The sequence below is a fragment of the Nocardia vaccinii NBRC 15922 genome (assembly GCF_001613305.1).
Taxonomy (GTDB): Bacteria; Actinomycetota; Actinomycetes; order Mycobacteriales; family Mycobacteriaceae; genus Nocardia; species Nocardia vaccinii.
The window spans coordinates 169,225-183,452 of the sequence record NZ_BDCC01000005.1 but is presented as its reverse complement, the minus strand read 5'-3'; the positions used below and the strand labels follow the sequence as shown (position 1 = coordinate 183,452).

13 protein-coding genes are annotated in these 14,228 nt (G+C 66.3%); 7 read left to right on the top strand and 6 right to left on the bottom strand.

Features of this window, described 5'->3' with window-relative positions; genetic code table 11:
* Window positions 1–48 precede the first annotated feature (48 nt).
* The 7 genes from NV1_RS01805 (at window position 49) to NV1_RS01775 (ending at window position 8,093) form a co-directional block, all read left to right on the top strand.
* Window positions 49–1,548 carry an MlaD family protein gene (locus NV1_RS01805; RefSeq protein WP_067884738.1) on the top strand — a complete coding sequence of 500 codons (1,500 nt, stop codon included), beginning with the start codon at window positions 49–51 and terminating at the stop codon, window positions 1,546–1,548.
* Window positions 1,545–2,573, top strand: a complete 1,029-nt coding sequence (locus tag NV1_RS01800; RefSeq protein ID WP_067884737.1) for an MCE family protein — start codon at window positions 1,545–1,547, stop codon at window positions 2,571–2,573. The genes NV1_RS01805 and NV1_RS01800 overlap by 4 nt, the downstream gene beginning before the upstream one ends.
* Window positions 2,570–3,565, top strand: coding sequence for an MCE family protein (locus tag NV1_RS01795; protein ID WP_067885065.1), 996 nt, complete (start codon window positions 2,570–2,572; stop codon window positions 3,563–3,565). The genes NV1_RS01800 and NV1_RS01795 overlap by 4 nt, the downstream gene beginning before the upstream one ends.
* Entirely contained in the window at window positions 3,562–4,671 is a 1,110-nt protein-coding gene (locus NV1_RS01790) for an MCE family protein (RefSeq protein WP_067884735.1), read from the top strand. The genes NV1_RS01795 and NV1_RS01790 overlap by 4 nt, the downstream gene beginning before the upstream one ends.
* Before the next feature lie 131 nt (window positions 4,672–4,802).
* Complete coding sequence (locus NV1_RS01785) at window positions 4,803–5,846, top strand: MCE family protein (protein ID WP_245713504.1); 1,044 nt, start codon at window positions 4,803–4,805, stop codon at window positions 5,844–5,846.
* On the top strand, window positions 5,843–7,012 hold the full coding sequence (locus tag NV1_RS01780; protein ID WP_067884733.1) for an MlaD family protein: 1,170 nt from the start codon (window positions 5,843–5,845) through the stop codon (window positions 7,010–7,012). Before NV1_RS01785 ends, NV1_RS01780 begins: the two co-directional genes overlap by 4 nt.
* 139 nt (window positions 7,013–7,151) lie before the next feature.
* Entirely contained in the window at window positions 7,152–8,093 is a 942-nt protein-coding gene (locus NV1_RS01775) for a prolipoprotein diacylglyceryl transferase (RefSeq protein WP_157116408.1), read from the top strand.
* A gap of 90 nt (window positions 8,094–8,183) precedes the next feature.
* Here NV1_RS01775 and NV1_RS01770 read toward each other — a convergent pair whose 3' ends face one another.
* The 6 genes from NV1_RS01770 to NV1_RS01745 form a co-directional block, all read right to left on the bottom strand.
* Window positions 8,184–8,849 carry a ribonuclease H family protein gene (locus NV1_RS01770; RefSeq protein ID WP_084524968.1) on the bottom strand — a complete coding sequence of 222 codons (666 nt, stop codon included), beginning with the start codon at window positions 8,847–8,849 and terminating at the stop codon, window positions 8,184–8,186.
* A 9-nt stretch (window positions 8,850–8,858) separates the two neighbouring features.
* Complete coding sequence (locus NV1_RS01765) at window positions 8,859–9,380, bottom strand: SRPBCC family protein (protein ID WP_067884730.1); 522 nt, start codon at window positions 9,378–9,380, stop codon at window positions 8,859–8,861.
* 541 nt (window positions 9,381–9,921) lie between these two features.
* Window positions 9,922–10,599, bottom strand: coding sequence for a hypothetical protein (locus tag NV1_RS01760; protein ID WP_067884728.1), 678 nt, complete (start codon window positions 10,597–10,599; stop codon window positions 9,922–9,924).
* Between the two features lie 320 nt (window positions 10,600–10,919).
* Entirely contained in the window at window positions 10,920–11,711 is a 792-nt protein-coding gene (locus tag NV1_RS01755) for a TIGR03084 family metal-binding protein (protein WP_067885061.1), read from the bottom strand.
* A gap of 91 nt (window positions 11,712–11,802) precedes the next feature.
* Window positions 11,803–13,158, bottom strand: coding sequence for a DUF445 domain-containing protein (locus NV1_RS01750; protein ID WP_067884727.1), 1,356 nt, complete (start codon window positions 13,156–13,158; stop codon window positions 11,803–11,805).
* Between the two features lie 60 nt (window positions 13,159–13,218).
* Entirely contained in the window at window positions 13,219–14,223 is a 1,005-nt protein-coding gene (locus NV1_RS01745) for a zinc-binding dehydrogenase (protein WP_067884725.1), read from the bottom strand.
* Window positions 14,224–14,228 lie beyond the last annotated feature (5 nt).

Sequence of the window (14,228 nt, the reverse complement as noted above, 5' to 3'; positions counted from 1 at the left end):
CGTAGGCCCCCCGTTCATCCGTATCAGACACAGAATAGGGGTCTGTTCGTGATCATCGATCCGAGTGGGCGCGGACCGACCATGCGGCAACTGCTTGTCGCGGGTGTGTCGGGACTTGTCGTCTTCGCGCTGATATTGGGCTTTCTCATGGCCCGGTACAAGGGATACATCCTGCATCCCAAGGTGGACGTCACCGCCGACCTGAGCACCACCGGCGACGGCCTGCCCGATAACGCCGACGTGAAGTTCCGCGGCATTCTGGTGGGCTCGGTCAAGAACGTCGGGGTGGCGCAGAAGGGTGCGCAGCAACAGGTGCACATCGAGATGAAGCCGGACTTCGTCGGCAACATCCCGTCCACTGTCACCGCGCGCGTGGTCCCGAGCAACCTGTTCGCCGTCACCTCGGTCGAACTGGTCTACAACGGTCCGGCCAAGAGTCATCTGCGCGCGGGTTCGACCATCGCCGAGGACCACAGCGAGGGCACCATCGCCCTGCAGGACACCCTGACCACCGTGCGCACCATCCTCGACAAGATCGACCCGGTGCAGCTGGGCCGGGTGCTCGGCACCCTGTCCTACGCACTCGAAAGTGGCAGCCGGGTACCGGGTTCCACGGTTGAGCGGCTGGACAACGTGCTGACCCAACTGCGTAAGGCCGTGCCGGACGTCGGGCAGACGCTGGACAACTTCTCCGCCTCGATGCACGCGCTGAACCAGTCCGCGCCCGAACTGATGGGCTCGCTGGCCGAGTCGGTGAAGACCGCGAAGACCATCTCCGACAAGCGTTCCGCGGTCGCCGGTCTGATCACCGGAACCGAGAGCACCGTGGACAAGGTCAACGCGCTGTTCGCCGCCAACGGCGATGCCGGTAAGCGGCTCACGGTCGGAACCGGTGACCTGTTCGGGGCGCTGACCAGTCAGCCGGACGCGCTGCCGGCCGCCATCGCGAACCTGAACGCCTCGATTCGCCAGCTGGGCACCACATTCCACTGGGGTCCGCAGAAGCAGATGGTCTGGAACATGGGCCTGACCTTCACCCCGTACAAGCCGTACGACCGCGGCGACTGCCCGCGGTACGGCACCATGGCCGGACCGAGTTGCGGTACGGCGCCGGCGGTTTCGGATCCGGGCACGCTGCCGACCGCGCTGCGGCCGCGGGCGCTGGATTCGGCGAAGGGGCTGCCCAAGCTGCCCGCGATTCCGGGCCTGCCCGCGATCCCGGGATACACCACACAGACCGCACAGCCGCAGAACAAGCCGAACCCGGGCGACCCGTTCGCCGGAACTCCGCTGCAGAACCTGTTCCCGCACGGCATTCCGGGACTTTCGGCCCCGGCTCCGGCCGCGGCCGCGCCGAACAAACCCGCCTCGGCTCAGTTGCCGACCGCACCCGCCGCGGCTCCCATCGCCGGGACGGTCGACTACACCGGTGATGCCGCCATCACCGCACTGCTGGGCCACCGCCCGACCGTCGCCGAATACGTGCTGCTGAGCTCGATCCTGAGGGGTGGAACCTTGCAAGTGACCGAAAACGGTGCAGGCCGATGAGTATTCGTAAACCCCTGATCGGCTTCGGCGTCTTCGCGATCGTCTCGATCCTGGTGACGGTGCTCATCTGGAATACGCTGGCGCGCAGCGTGAGTGGGTCCACCACGAGTTACTCGGCCACCTTCAGCGACGTGCTGGGCCTGCGTCCCGGCGACGATGTGCGGATGGCCGGTGTGCGTGTGGGCAAGGTCGAGAAGATCGATCTGGACAAGCAGCATCACGCCGTCGTCACGTTCATCGTGCAGAACGACCAGACGCTGTACGGCACCACCAAGGCCCTGGTCCGGTATCAGAACCTGATCGGTCAGCGCTACGTCGCGCTCGCACCCGGAACCAAGGGCGTCGCGACGCCGCTGCACAGCGGCGGCTCGATCCCGCTGGCCCAGACCGAGCCGTCCTTCGACATCTCCGGACTGCTCAACGGTTTCGAACCGCTGTTCCAGACGTTGCAGCCCGCACAGGTGAACCAGCTGTCCAACACCTTCATCCAGGCATTGCAGGGTGACGGAGTCTCGTTGAGCGCGTTCATCACTCAGGCCGCGGCACTCGCGGGCGATTTCCAGCGTCGGGACGCGATCCTGTCCGACGTGATCACCAACCTCTCCGGCGTCATGGCGGGGTTGGCGAAACGAGGTGACGAATTGGAGACGCTGGTGACCCAGACCCGCGCGCTGATCGGCGGGCTGTACCAGCAGGGCCAGTCCCTGCAGAACTCGACGGTCAAGATCGCCGACGCCACCTCGGCGATGGTGAGCATGATCAGCGGTGTGCAGCCCAAGATCGCGGCCGCGCAGAACGCCAGCACCAGTGCGCTGACCATGCTGATCGCCAACGGCGCCAAACTCGACCAGGCGGCGATCGACCTGCCGGACGTGATGGGCCGCCTGGGTAACTTCACCCAGGACGGCGCCTATGCCAGCGCCTATGTGTGCAGCCTGGACATCTCGCTCTACGGTGTGCTGCTGCCGCGCGGCCTGCTCACCCAGATCGGCGGGAACTCTCACTCGGCGGTGTGCCGGCCATGACGAAGATCAGGGAACGTTTCAACGCGAACCGCTACTTCTGGCTGGGCGTCATCGGCGCCGCGCTGGTGGTGCTGCTGCTGGTGGTCTCCTCCAGCTTCGGCAAACTCGGCGTCGGCAAGCAGGAGGTCGAGGCCGAATTCGCGCAGACCGCCGGGTTGAAGACCGGTGACAAGGTCGACGTGGCCGGTGTTCCGGTCGGCACGGTGTCGTCCGAGAAGCTCGAGGGCGACCACGTGCTGATCACGTTGCAGGTCAACGGCGATCTGAAATTGGGCGCGGACGCCAGGGCCTCGATCAAGATGGCGACCCTGCTGGGCGCGCGGTACGTCAGCCTGGATCCGGGCGACGGCTCGGGCCTGAAGGACGGCCGGATCCACAAGAACAACACCACGGTCCCGTACGACCTGTCCGATGTGATCCAGATCGGCACACCGAAGTTCGAGGCCCTGGACACCCAGAAGCTGGTGCAGACCTTCAAGGTCCTGGGTGATCAGATGGACGGTTCCCCGCAGCTGACCGCGGAGGCGCTGAACAGCGTCGGTGCGCTGGCCAAGACCATCAACGACCGCAAGGACCAGGTCGACGGCCTGCTGAAGAATCTGGACCGGGTCACCCAGATCCTCGGTGACAACCGCAACAGCGTGCTGCTGGTGATCACCCAGGGTGAGGCGATCGCCAACCGGGTGATGGAGCGTCAGCAACTGCTGCGCCAGCTGCTGAACAACGTCGCCTCGCTGACCAAACAGCTGCAGCAGATCGGCGCGGAGAACAACAACCAGATCGGCCCGACCATCGATCAGCTCAACACGATGGCCGCGGGTCTGCAGAAGAACAAGGACAACCTCGATCGGCTGCTGTCGATCATGCCGCCCGCGTTGCGGCAGTTGAACAATGCGTTCGGCAACGGCCCGTACGGCGAGGTCGGCCTGCCGTGGCTGTTCCCGGACAACTGGTTGTGCTTCGCCCGAGTGATCGAGGGGTGCCAGGGATGAGACCGACCGCACGGGCGATCGCGCGGATCGTGAAGGGCCTCGGCATCGGCGCCGTGGCCGTCGCGGTGGGCAGCTGTTCGGCTATGCCGCTCTCGGTGCAGGACACGGTCGGTGCGAGCACGCACATCACCGCCGACTTCCGCAATATCGCGGGCATGTTCGTGGGCAATCCGATCACCGTGCTCGGCCTCGAGGTCGGCAAGGTGGACAAGATCGTCCCGCACAGCCAGTACGCCGAGGTCCACATGACCATCGACGGCGATGTGAAGATCCCGAAGAATGTGACCGCCGCGCTGATCTCGCCGTCCATCGTGACCGATCGGCACATCGAGCTGACCCCGGTGTACACCGGCGGCGCGACCCTGCCGGACGATTCGCATCTGACCATCGAGTCCACCCGCACGCCGGTCGAACTGGACACGTTGATCAAGACCATCGACCAGTTCACCGCCTCGCTGAAACCCGCGCCGGGTACCGACGGCAAATCGGGTCCGCTGGACGGCACGCTGCTCTACGACATGGTCAACGGTCAGGGCGAGAAAATCCGCGACACCCTCAACGCCCTGTCCGGTGCGTTGAAGGTCGGCGTCGACAACAAGGACGCGATCTCGGAGATCATCATCAAGCTCAACGAGCTGACCACGATGCTGGCCGACAACGACAAGTCGGTGCGGGACTTCAGCAACAAGGTGACTCAGATGTCCTCGCTGCTGGCGCAGCAGGCCCCGGGTCTGCAGGCGACGTTGGATCAGCTCAACGGGTTCCTGTCCAACACCAGCGGCACCTTCGGCAAGTATCAGAATCAGCTGGCCTCCAGCCTCACCGGGCTGACCAACGTGACCAATCAGCTGCGCACCAACGCCGCCGGGCTCACCGAGGTCGTGGATATCGCGCCGATGCTGTTGCAGAGCCTGGACAACTCGATGGACCGCGGCCGCCACTTCGTGCGGCTGCACGCCTTGATCGGCACCACGCTCGACGGCGAGGTCGTCAGCGCGTTCTGCGAGAAGATCCAGATGCGCGCGGACGGCTGCCGGACCGGCAAGGTGCAGGATCTCGGTCCCGACTTCGGATTGACCGCGGCAATGTTGGGATTGACGAAATGATCCGACTTATGCGAAAACGGCTCGGCACTCCCGTCAGGCCCGAAGGCGGCAGCTTGCGTAACCACGTAGGGCCCGGGAGTGCTGCCAGACGACACAGCCGCAGTCTGATTGCCGCTACCGCGGCGTCATCGGTGCTGGTTCTGGCGTCGGGTTGCGGGTTGACGGTGGAGTCGCTGCCGCTGCCCAAACCCGGTACCCAGGGCGAGACCTACACCGTGCACGCGGTCTTCGCCAACGCCCTGAACCTGCCCGATCAGGCGAAGGTGAAGATCGGTGGTTCGGATATCGGCACGGTTTCGCACATCACCACCAAGAATTTCCAGGCCGTGGTCGATCTGACCATCCGCAAGGACATCGACCTGCCCAAGAACACCACCGCCGAACTGCGCCAGGCCACTCCGCTCGGTGACGTGTTCGTCGCGGTGAGCAGGCCGAAGGATGCGGCGACTCAGCCGCCGCTGCACAGTGGCGACACCATCGGGATCGATCACACCTCGGCCGGTGCGACCGTCGAGGAACTGCTCTTGTCGGTGTCGATGCTGTTCAACGGCGGCGGTATCGCGGCGCTGACGAAACTGACCGGCGAGCTGGATTCGGTGGTGGGCGGGCGACCGCAGCAGCTGGCCGATCTGCTGAAGCAGATGACCAGCGTGACCACGACGCTGCACGCCGACAGCGCGCGAATCGACGGTGTGCTGAAGGGATTCGACACACTGGCCAATACGCTCCAGGCCCATCACGATCAGCTCGGCCAGGTCGCGGACACGCTGCCCTCGATGATCGGCACCATCGCCGAGAACAACAAGGCGCTCGGTGATCTGCTGTCCAAGATCTCCACCACCAGCTCGGCCCTCGGGGACTACGCCAACACCACCTCGGATCAGTTGGCCAACCTGTTGGACAGTCTGCGCAAACTGATGACGGCACTGTCCCAGTCGCAGAAGTCCTTCGGCCCCATGCTCGACGCGCTGCATCAGGTGCGGCCCGGGGTGGACGCTTCGTTCAAGGGCAACAGCCTCGCCGTCGCGGCGACGCTGACCAACCTCGACGTCGGCCTGATCACCGATCCGGCACACAGCAAACTCTGGGACCTGCGCGACGCGCAGGACTTCACCGGCAGCCTGATCCAGGTGCTGCAGGTCGTGCAGGGCCGGTTGCAAGGGGGTCACCGATGAACTGGGTGCGACAGCACAAGATGCTGGTGTCGAACGTCGCGCTGGTGATCGCCTTGCTGATCGGCGCGTCGTATCTGCTGGTGAGTGTGATGCGGGTCAATCCGCTGCAGAGCACGTACGCGGTCACCGTGGATCTGGACCAGTCCGGCGGGCTGCAGCCCGGTAACGACGTGACCCTGCGTGGCTACCGGATCGGCAAGGTGCAGGACATCACCCTGACCGATGCCGGCGACGCGATCCGGGCCGATGTCTCGATCGACTCCCGGTACAAGATCCCCAGCGATACCGAGGTCGCGGTGCAGGCGCTGTCCGGCGCGGGTGAGCAGTACATCGACTTCCGCCCGAAGACCGACCAGGCCCCGTACCTGTCGAACGGTTCGGTGATCAAATACGACGCGAACCGGATTCACACCCCGACGCCGGTGTGGGCGGTGCTGGACGACTCCAGCACCTTCTTCACCCAGATCGATCCGGCGCGTCTGAGCACCATCCTGAAGGAGATGGACACCGCGTTGAGCGGCGGTCCCGATCAGCTGCGCAGCATGATCGACGCGCTGAGCCTGATCACCGCGGGTCTGGACAGTCTGCTGCCGCAGACCACCAACCTGCTGGCGAATCTGCGCACGATCGCGGCGACCACCTCGCAGGCCCAACCGGATCTGAGCACGCTGACCGATAATTCGTCCACGCTGTTCAAGCAGTTCAACAAGGCCAACGACGAGTTGACCAAGATCTTGGACAAGGCGCCGGGCCAGATGCAGGAGCTCGGTGCGGTGCTGGACAAGACCGCCGATCCGATCACCAAGCTGGCGACCAATTTCGCGGCCATCACCAAGGCCGCCGAGCTGCGCCTGCCGGCGTTGCGGGCGCTGTTCCCCGCTCTGGTCAACGGCAGCTCCGCGATCGGCGTCGCGGCCCACGACGGCGAGTTCTACACCATCGTGGACATCTGGCCGCGGCCGTACTGCGCGTACCCTCATCCGTTGAGCGCCCCGTGGCGAGTGGGCGACGGTACGCTCAACAAGTACAACTACTGCACCAACCCTCCGCCGGATCAGCAGATTCGTGGTTCGGCGAATGCTCCTCGGCCCGCCATCCCGAACAACGGCGCGCAGATGCCCGCGGGAGTAGATCCGAATGCCCGGACCCTGCCCCCGGTGCGGTGAGTGGTGACGCCGCACGGCGGCGATCCCGTCGGCGAGTGCCTACACTCGGCGGGTGTTCCGCGTGGTCCGGGCCTTGTAGCCTGGTCCGATCCGGCAATACGGTGCGTACCCGCGTACCGGGAAAGTGACAGATTCATTCATGTCCGATGACGACGCCGCCACCGAGAAGACGAACGGAAAGGCGGAGGAGACGGCCGCGACGGACAAGACCGTCGAGCGGGACACGCCCGAGAAGGACACCCCAGCGAAAGATTCCGGCAGCGAAAAATCCGCGACGAAGGAATCCGCTTCGGTGGCCGACGGTGGGAAGCCGACCGGCGACACCGATGAGACGGTGAAGCTGTCGACGGCGTCCGCGCAGGATGCCACCGAGGACGCGACGGTCAAGCAGTCAGCGTCCGGTTCGGATGACGATGCGACCGTGAAATCCGCGGCCGAGAAGAAGACTCCGGAGGTTTCGGCGACTCCCCCGGCACAGCCGTCGGGCACCGAGAACCGGGGTAAGAGCTGGGTGCCGATGGCGGCCGCGTTCGCCGCGGGCGTCGTGGTGGTCGCCGCAGTCGCGACGGCGGTCGGGTTCTGGATGCAGTCGAGCGATCGCGGTGACAAGCTGGACGCACGCGACTCCGCCGTGGCCGCGGCCTGCGACTTCGGTCATCAGGTCGGCACCTACGACTCGAAGAGCTTCGACGACTACATCAAGCGGGTCAAGGATCGTTCCACCGGCGAATGGCTGACCCAGTTCGACGGCGCCTCGTCCGCGCTCAAGCAGATCACCCAGCAGGCGCAGGCCCGCTCGACCGTCGGTGAGATCCACTGCGCCTACGAGTCCGGCGATGCGAACAAGGCGTCGGTGGTCATGCTGATCACGCAGAACCAGTCCAAGGCCGCGACCCCGACCCCGCAGCCGCTGACCATCGGCGTGGTCGCCTCGCTGGAGAAGCAGAACGGCAAGTGGCTGGTCGACAACTTCCAGTCGCCGATGACCAACGATCTGCAGGCCGGTACGGCGGCGGCGCCGGCCCCGGGCGCCGAAACGCAGCAGCAGGCGCCGAGCAGCGGTACCCAGCCGGGCAACTGAGTTCAGCGAACCGCGCCTGACGGCAGTGGGTTCGTTCCGCCACTGCCGTCAGGCTTGCGGGCCGCCGCGGGCACAGAACGGCGGCCGTGCTCAGAACAGCGTCAGCGCGTCGGCCCTACGGGGCTGCGCATCGGCCTTACGGGTCTGGGCGTGAGCTGATTGCGATTGTGCGGCAACCTTTTTCGTACGCGGAGGCACCACGGGAATGGGTTCGGTCGGATCGACCGGCTCGATGACCGGGATCGGTTCGGTCGGATCGGTGGTGGTCGGATCGGGCACCGCCAGGGCGGGCAGATCGCAGCTCCCGGTCGCGGCGGCGTCGGGGGCCGCCGCGGCCTGGCGGGCCGCGGTACCGGCGAGCTGATCGGCCTGTTCGTTGAAGTAGTTGCCGACGTGTCCGCGCACCCAGCGGAAGCGCACGGGGCCGGGCCGGCTGGCGATGGCCTGGTCGATGTGGCGGACGAGTTCGACGTTCTTGACCGGGCCGCCGGTGGAGGTGCGCCAGCCGTTCATCCGCCATCCCGAGATCCACTCCGAGGCGCATTTGATCGCGTACAGCGAATCGCTCTCGATGAACAGCGGCTCCGCACCCGGATGCGAGACGATCGCCTCGAGCACCGCGCGTAGCTCGGCTACCTGGTTGGTGCCCGATGCGGCGCCTCCACTACCGGAGGTGCCCTGGTGGTTGACCCAGGCCCAGCCGATTGCGCCACCCGGATTGCGGAGGCAGGATCCGTCGGTGCTCACGATGATCATGCAGGTACCCTACGCAATCCGACCGACAAGGTCTGTACCGTGGAATTCCTCTATAGCTCTTCGTAATTGAGATTTGGTGCGGCGCAGCATCCAGTGCAGGGTGGCCCGGACCAGTGCGGCGCATATGCGGCCGGGCAGCCGATCCGCCTCGGGGTACTCGATTTCCGAGGTCAGCACGGTGCGGCCGTAGCCGAGCGGATCGAAATGCAGGGTTATCGTGCCCCATCCGGCGGCCGGTTCGGTGGGGTCGGAGTCCGCAGGCGCCGCCTTCCCCGAGCGGCGCCTGCGCAATGTGTATCCGATGACCGCGTTCGGGCGGTACTGCGTGATCTCACACTCGACCGTGGGGTGCCACACACCCAGACGCAGTGTCGCGGTGTAGACGGCTCCTGCCTCGTAACCGGCGTCCTCGGCCGGTTCGAAAGTTGCGATGCCGACCATCCACTCCGGCACGAACATCGGCGTGTCGGTATAGGTGAACGCAACCTCCACCGGTGCGCCGACGTCGCTCGCGTACTTGATGTGGCCCATAGGCGTACTCCCTGTTCCACGGCTGCCGATAAAAGTACTACATGAGTCCTCTTTATTTCACCTCAATCGGCAGATAGCACGAAAGTCGTAGCCCCACTGCGCTCTTCGAGGGCCGTGCCCCGAGACACGCCGTATCGGTGGCACTCACGTGGCAGACCGTGGTATCCGTCGCTCCGGCTTCGCCCGACCCCCTGCCGATCGGCGTCGCGCCTGCCCGGCCGCCTGTCACTCGCACGCGAATCGGTATGCGGCCCATGTCATTGTTCATCGTGAAACTCATTGTTCATCGTGAAACATTGCCCCGGCCTTGTGCCGCAGGCTGATTCGCCCAGGTCATCCGGGCGGGTGGCCGAAATAGCGCCCCGCCGAGTCGATCACGGCATCCGGAGCGCTGATGTCGATCGGTGATCCATGCGATGACCCGCCCGGGGAACCGTCGCGCCTCGCGTTCCGACTCGGCTTCGAAATCGAACCGGCAGTGCGGGTTTCGCAAACCGAGCAGGTTTCGCGAGCCGATCGGTCCCTCCGGACGGTCGGGAGTTCAGGCAGTGGCGAGTTCGTCGGTCGAAGTTGCGGGTTGCGTTTCGGTCGGGCCGGTGGTGTGCGGGTTCGGGTTGGCCGGGTCGTCCTGAGGCGGCGTCATGGGGACCGACCTGGTGCTCAGGAGCGGGTTGGTGAGGGCCAGGGTGATTCGGCCGTTGCGTACGTCCAGGTCGGTGCGCAGGCGGGTACCGCCGGCCGCGGCGGTGTCGGCCGGCGCGTCGAAAAGGTTCGTGTCGAGGGTTATCGATAGCGAATCCGGTTCGGGCCGAGTCAGATTCGCGCCGATGTAGGCGTCGCCGGGAAGCGGCAGGCGACCGCTCGGATCGCTGCGCGCCTGGACGGCGGCGGTGGTAGGAATGCGCGGACGCGCGGGCGCGGGGGCGGGCACGACAGGCGCCCGGCGATCCCGGGTGACCGGCAGCTCGCGCGTCTCCGCGACGAATCGGACTGCGGCGGTGGACGGTTGCGGAACCTCCGGTCCGGCGGCCTGTGGCGGCGGTGGCGCAATCGGTTCGGCCACACCGTCTTCCGGGCGCGGGGTTCCCGCGGCCTCGTGCTGATCGGCGGCCATCTGATTGACGACGTATGTTCCGGCCGCAACGGTGAATCCGATTCTTGCCATACCGGCGAGCACCACGGCGGTGTGCCGGAAGATCTGCGATGTCACGGTGCGCACGGTGTCTCTCCCTCTCCCCTGGTCCTCCCTGTCGCACGACCCGCACCGTTGAAAGTCGTACGCTTGACCAGGTTACTGCGCCGGGGGTTACCCGCCGGCGACGTGAACGTAAAGATCAGGTCGCGCGGACCGAGAAAAATTCCCGCCCCGATGTTTCCGGATGTGATCAACCGGGTAATTACGCGACTAGCTGGCGAGCGTCCGCTTCGACTGCCAACACAGAGACCTCCGGCCAACGACGTCCGGTCGGGCATCAGCCACGGCGAACCCTGAGTTGGCGCTCGCCCGCTCCACTCGCCGCACCTGGGGCTATCGCCGGTTCAGGCGAACTGCCCCGCTTCACGTCCCGCTCCCGCGGGCCCCGCGAACGCCTGGGCGATGCTCAGCCACTCCCGCGCATCCGCACCGGTCGCCTCGAGCGCGAGATCATCGAGATGCCGCCGCTGCGTCACCCGCAGACAGAAGTCCACCGCCGGCCCCGTGATGCGCTGGTTCGCCGATTCCGGCCCCCAATTCCACACCGTGCCGTCCGGCGCGGTCAGCTCGACGCGGAACTCCTCGGCGGGAACGGGCCGATCCTGCACCGCGTACGCGAAATTCCGCGTGCGCACGCCGATATGGGCGATGGTGCGCAAGCGCGCGGTCGGCGTGCGGGTCATGCCGAGCGCGTCGGCGACATCCTGCCCGTGCGCCCAGGTCTCCATCAGCCGCGCGCTGACCATCGACGCCGGGCTCATCGGCGGCCCGAACCAGCTCAGCTTCGCCCCCGCCGGTACGGCGAGCAGGGCCTCGGCGAGCGCGGCGCGGCCGTGCCGCCACCGCTCGAGCAGTTCCGCGGGGGCGGCCGAGGCGGCCCGGACCGCGGCTTCGTCGACGAAGGTGGCCGCACGCGGCAGGGCCGCACGTACCAGTTCATCGAATGCCCCGGCGTCGGTCGCGGACAGTGTGGCGACCTCATCGGTCCAGGTCAGATGGCTGATCTGATGAGCGATGGTCCAACCGGGCGCGGGTGTGGCGCGCGCCCACTCCGCCGCGGGCAGCGCGGCGACCATCCGGTCCAGATCGGCACATTCCGCCGCGTAATCCTCGAGCAGTGCCGCCACGTCCACCATGCGGATCAGCATGGCAAACAAGGCCGGAAAAATGCAAGCATGCGTGCTTGTTCTCGGTCGCGATCGGACAGCCGGAAACCGACGACTCGGGCTACCAGCCGAACAGCACCATATGCACCGCGCCGACGACCAGCCCCAGCACCGCACCGTGCAGATACAGTAGCCAGGCATCCTGCTCGACCGAGGCGTAGAACATCTCCATGAACTCCCCCGGCGTGAGCTGCTGCAATTTGCGCGCGGCGAACTCGTCGATCTTCTTCGCCTGCTCCAGCGCGAACTCCTCGTCCGCGACCAGCGTCGGCGCCAGGCCGACCGCGGCGCCGGCCGCGCCCACCTTCAAATTGTCGAATTGCCTGCGGCCGAACGCGACTCGCACCATTCCGGTGGTCGGGCCGAGCTGCCGGTGGATCTCCTCGGAGATCAGCGCCTGGACGATCTGATACGTCTTGTCGCCGTTGGGCCCGGTGAGCAGCTCATTGGCCAGATTCGGCAGGGTGAGCACCTGGTAGGCCAGGATGTGCGCCAGATCGCCCGCGGCCTGGGGCTGCCGTTTGGCCAGCAGCGCCTGCTTCCACAGGTATTTGTAGCGGGGCTGCGGATCGCCGGGCTCGAACACCATCTTGATCGCGATGACGTTCACCAGCACGCCGATCGTCGCCGTCACGGTCAGGATGATCAACCAGCCCGGGATCAGGTCGAGGACCGGAACGGTGTCGTGCACATACATGCCCAGCGCCAGCAGAAGTCCGAACGGAGCGCCCAGCAGGCCGATGCGCACCATGAACTTCAGCTCCGGCGCGGCGATCGTGGTGGTCAGATCCTTCAGAATGTGCGGATTCTCGCGCAGATAGCGAATGACGAAGATCTTGATGTCGATCAGCTGATCGACGTTGTCGCCGAGCTGTTCGAACGCGCGGCGGCACATCGTGGGCAGTTCCCGGGCCACCCGCTGATACAGCAGCTGGCGCGCCGCTCGCGGCACCGCGCGCCACAGCTCCGGATTCTCCCGCTGCATCACTCCATCCACGAGTTCGGGCAGCTGGGGGCGGGCGACCTCGGCGATATAGTCGGCGATGCCCTGCAGATCCAGTTCGTGGATGAAGTCCCGGGGACTGCCGATCCGCATGATAGCCATATCCACGCAGATACTGGCCATCTTCTCCGCGCGGGCGGGGATGAATCCCTGGAAACCGATCCGGCTGCCGTCGCCGGAGAACGTCGGCAGCACCTGGACCCGGCGGGGGAAGTACGGGTACAGCACCTTCAGGCCCGGCACGCGAATTCCGCGGAATTGCAGCGGCCAGAACAGCATCAACACGCCGGTCCAGTTGGTGAGCCAGCCCGCGATCCCGCTGAAAACCGCGAAACTGACCACATCGACGACCAGTTTGGATTGGTGGGTCAGGTTCTCCCAGTCGACGAACACACCGCCGCCCAGTGAGGTCATCGTCTGGGGCCCCCTTGTACGGTACCGGTGCTGATATCTCGAGGCACCAACCCTCTCATACTAGGGTCGCAGCACTAACCGGATGGGGTTGCCCTGTTTGGACTCCAGTGCGGCGACCGCCTTCGCGGCGTCGGCCAGCGGTAGCACGGCGCTGACCGACCGGGCGAAGTCCACCCGACGCAGGCGTTGGAGTTTGACCAGTTCGGTGACGTGTTCGGGGGTCGAGCCGTAGTGCCCGCGCAACTGCTGCCCGAAGTAGCTGAACGCGGTGCCGCCGGTGATGGTGATCGGCTTGTCGGTCAGCCCCACCAGCACCAGCCGCCCACCCGGTCCGAGACAGATGATCGCCTGCTCGCGCACGGCGGCGACCCCGGCGAAGTCGAAGGCCGCAGCCAATCCGGTACCGCCCGTCGCGGCGAAAACCTGACTGCGCAGCTCGGGATCGGCCGCGTCCAGGGCCAGATCCGCGCCGAATTCGAGGGCGCGTTCGCGTGCGGCGGGCAGCGGGTCCACCGCGATGATCGGGGCCGCGCCCAGCAACCGCAGCAGTTGCACACCGTGCGCGCCGAGTCCGCCCACGCCCCAGACGCCGACCGGTTCGGCCGCGCGCACCTGTGCGGTCGCGGTGATCGCCGCCCACGGCGTCGAGACCGCGTCCGGGATGAAGCAGGCCTGTTCGAAGGGCAGAGCATCGGGGATCGGGACCAGTGTGTCGACGCGTGCGAGGGCGTATTCGGCCCAGCCTCCGTCGTAGTCGACGCCGCGGGTGAACACCGCGCCGTTGCGCTGCTCACCGGCCTGCAGCAGCACCCGGTCGCCCACCTTCGCCGCGGACACCCCCGGGCCCAGCGTGTGCACCGTCCCGGCGACCTCGTGCCCGAGAGTGACCACGTCGCCGTCCAGGAACAGCGGGGTCAGGGTGCCGTCGATGAGATGCACGTCGGACAGGCACACACCCGCCGCCGCCACTTCGATCAGCACCTGATCCGGGCCGGGTTCGGGGACGGGAACGTTGTCCAGTGACAGATGACGTTCGGGTTTCAGATGCAGTCGCGCTGCCAGCATCGTGC

Excerpts from the sequence above, each read along its gene's own strand:
- NV1_RS01800 (WP_067884737.1), top strand. The coding sequence starts at position 1,545 with ATGAGTATTCGTAAACCCCTGATCGGCTTCGGCGTCTTCGCGATCGTC.
- NV1_RS01795 (WP_067885065.1), top strand. The coding sequence starts at position 2,570 with ATGACGAAGATCAGGGAACGTTTCAACGCGAACCGCTACTTCTGGCTG.
- NV1_RS01790 (WP_067884735.1), top strand. The coding sequence starts at position 3,562 with ATGAGACCGACCGCACGGGCGATCGCGCGGATCGTGAAGGGCCTCGGC.
- NV1_RS01780 (WP_067884733.1), top strand. The coding sequence starts at position 5,843 with ATGAACTGGGTGCGACAGCACAAGATGCTGGTGTCGAACGTCGCGCTG.
- NV1_RS01775 (WP_157116408.1), top strand. The coding sequence starts at position 7,152 with ATGTCCGATGACGACGCCGCCACCGAGAAGACGAACGGAAAGGCGGAG.
- NV1_RS01770 (WP_084524968.1), bottom strand. The coding sequence starts at position 8,849 with ATGATCATCGTGAGCACCGACGGATCCTGCCTCCGCAATCCGGGTGGC.
- NV1_RS01765 (WP_067884730.1), bottom strand. The coding sequence starts at position 9,380 with ATGGGCCACATCAAGTACGCGAGCGACGTCGGCGCACCGGTGGAGGTT.
- NV1_RS01755 (WP_067885061.1), bottom strand. The coding sequence starts at position 11,711 with ATGGTGGACGTGGCGGCACTGCTCGAGGATTACGCGGCGGAATGTGCC.
- NV1_RS01750 (WP_067884727.1), bottom strand. The coding sequence starts at position 13,158 with ATGACCTCACTGGGCGGCGGTGTGTTCGTCGACTGGGAGAACCTGACC.
- NV1_RS01745 (WP_067884725.1), bottom strand. The coding sequence starts at position 14,223 with ATGCTGGCAGCGCGACTGCATCTGAAACCCGAACGTCATCTGTCACTG.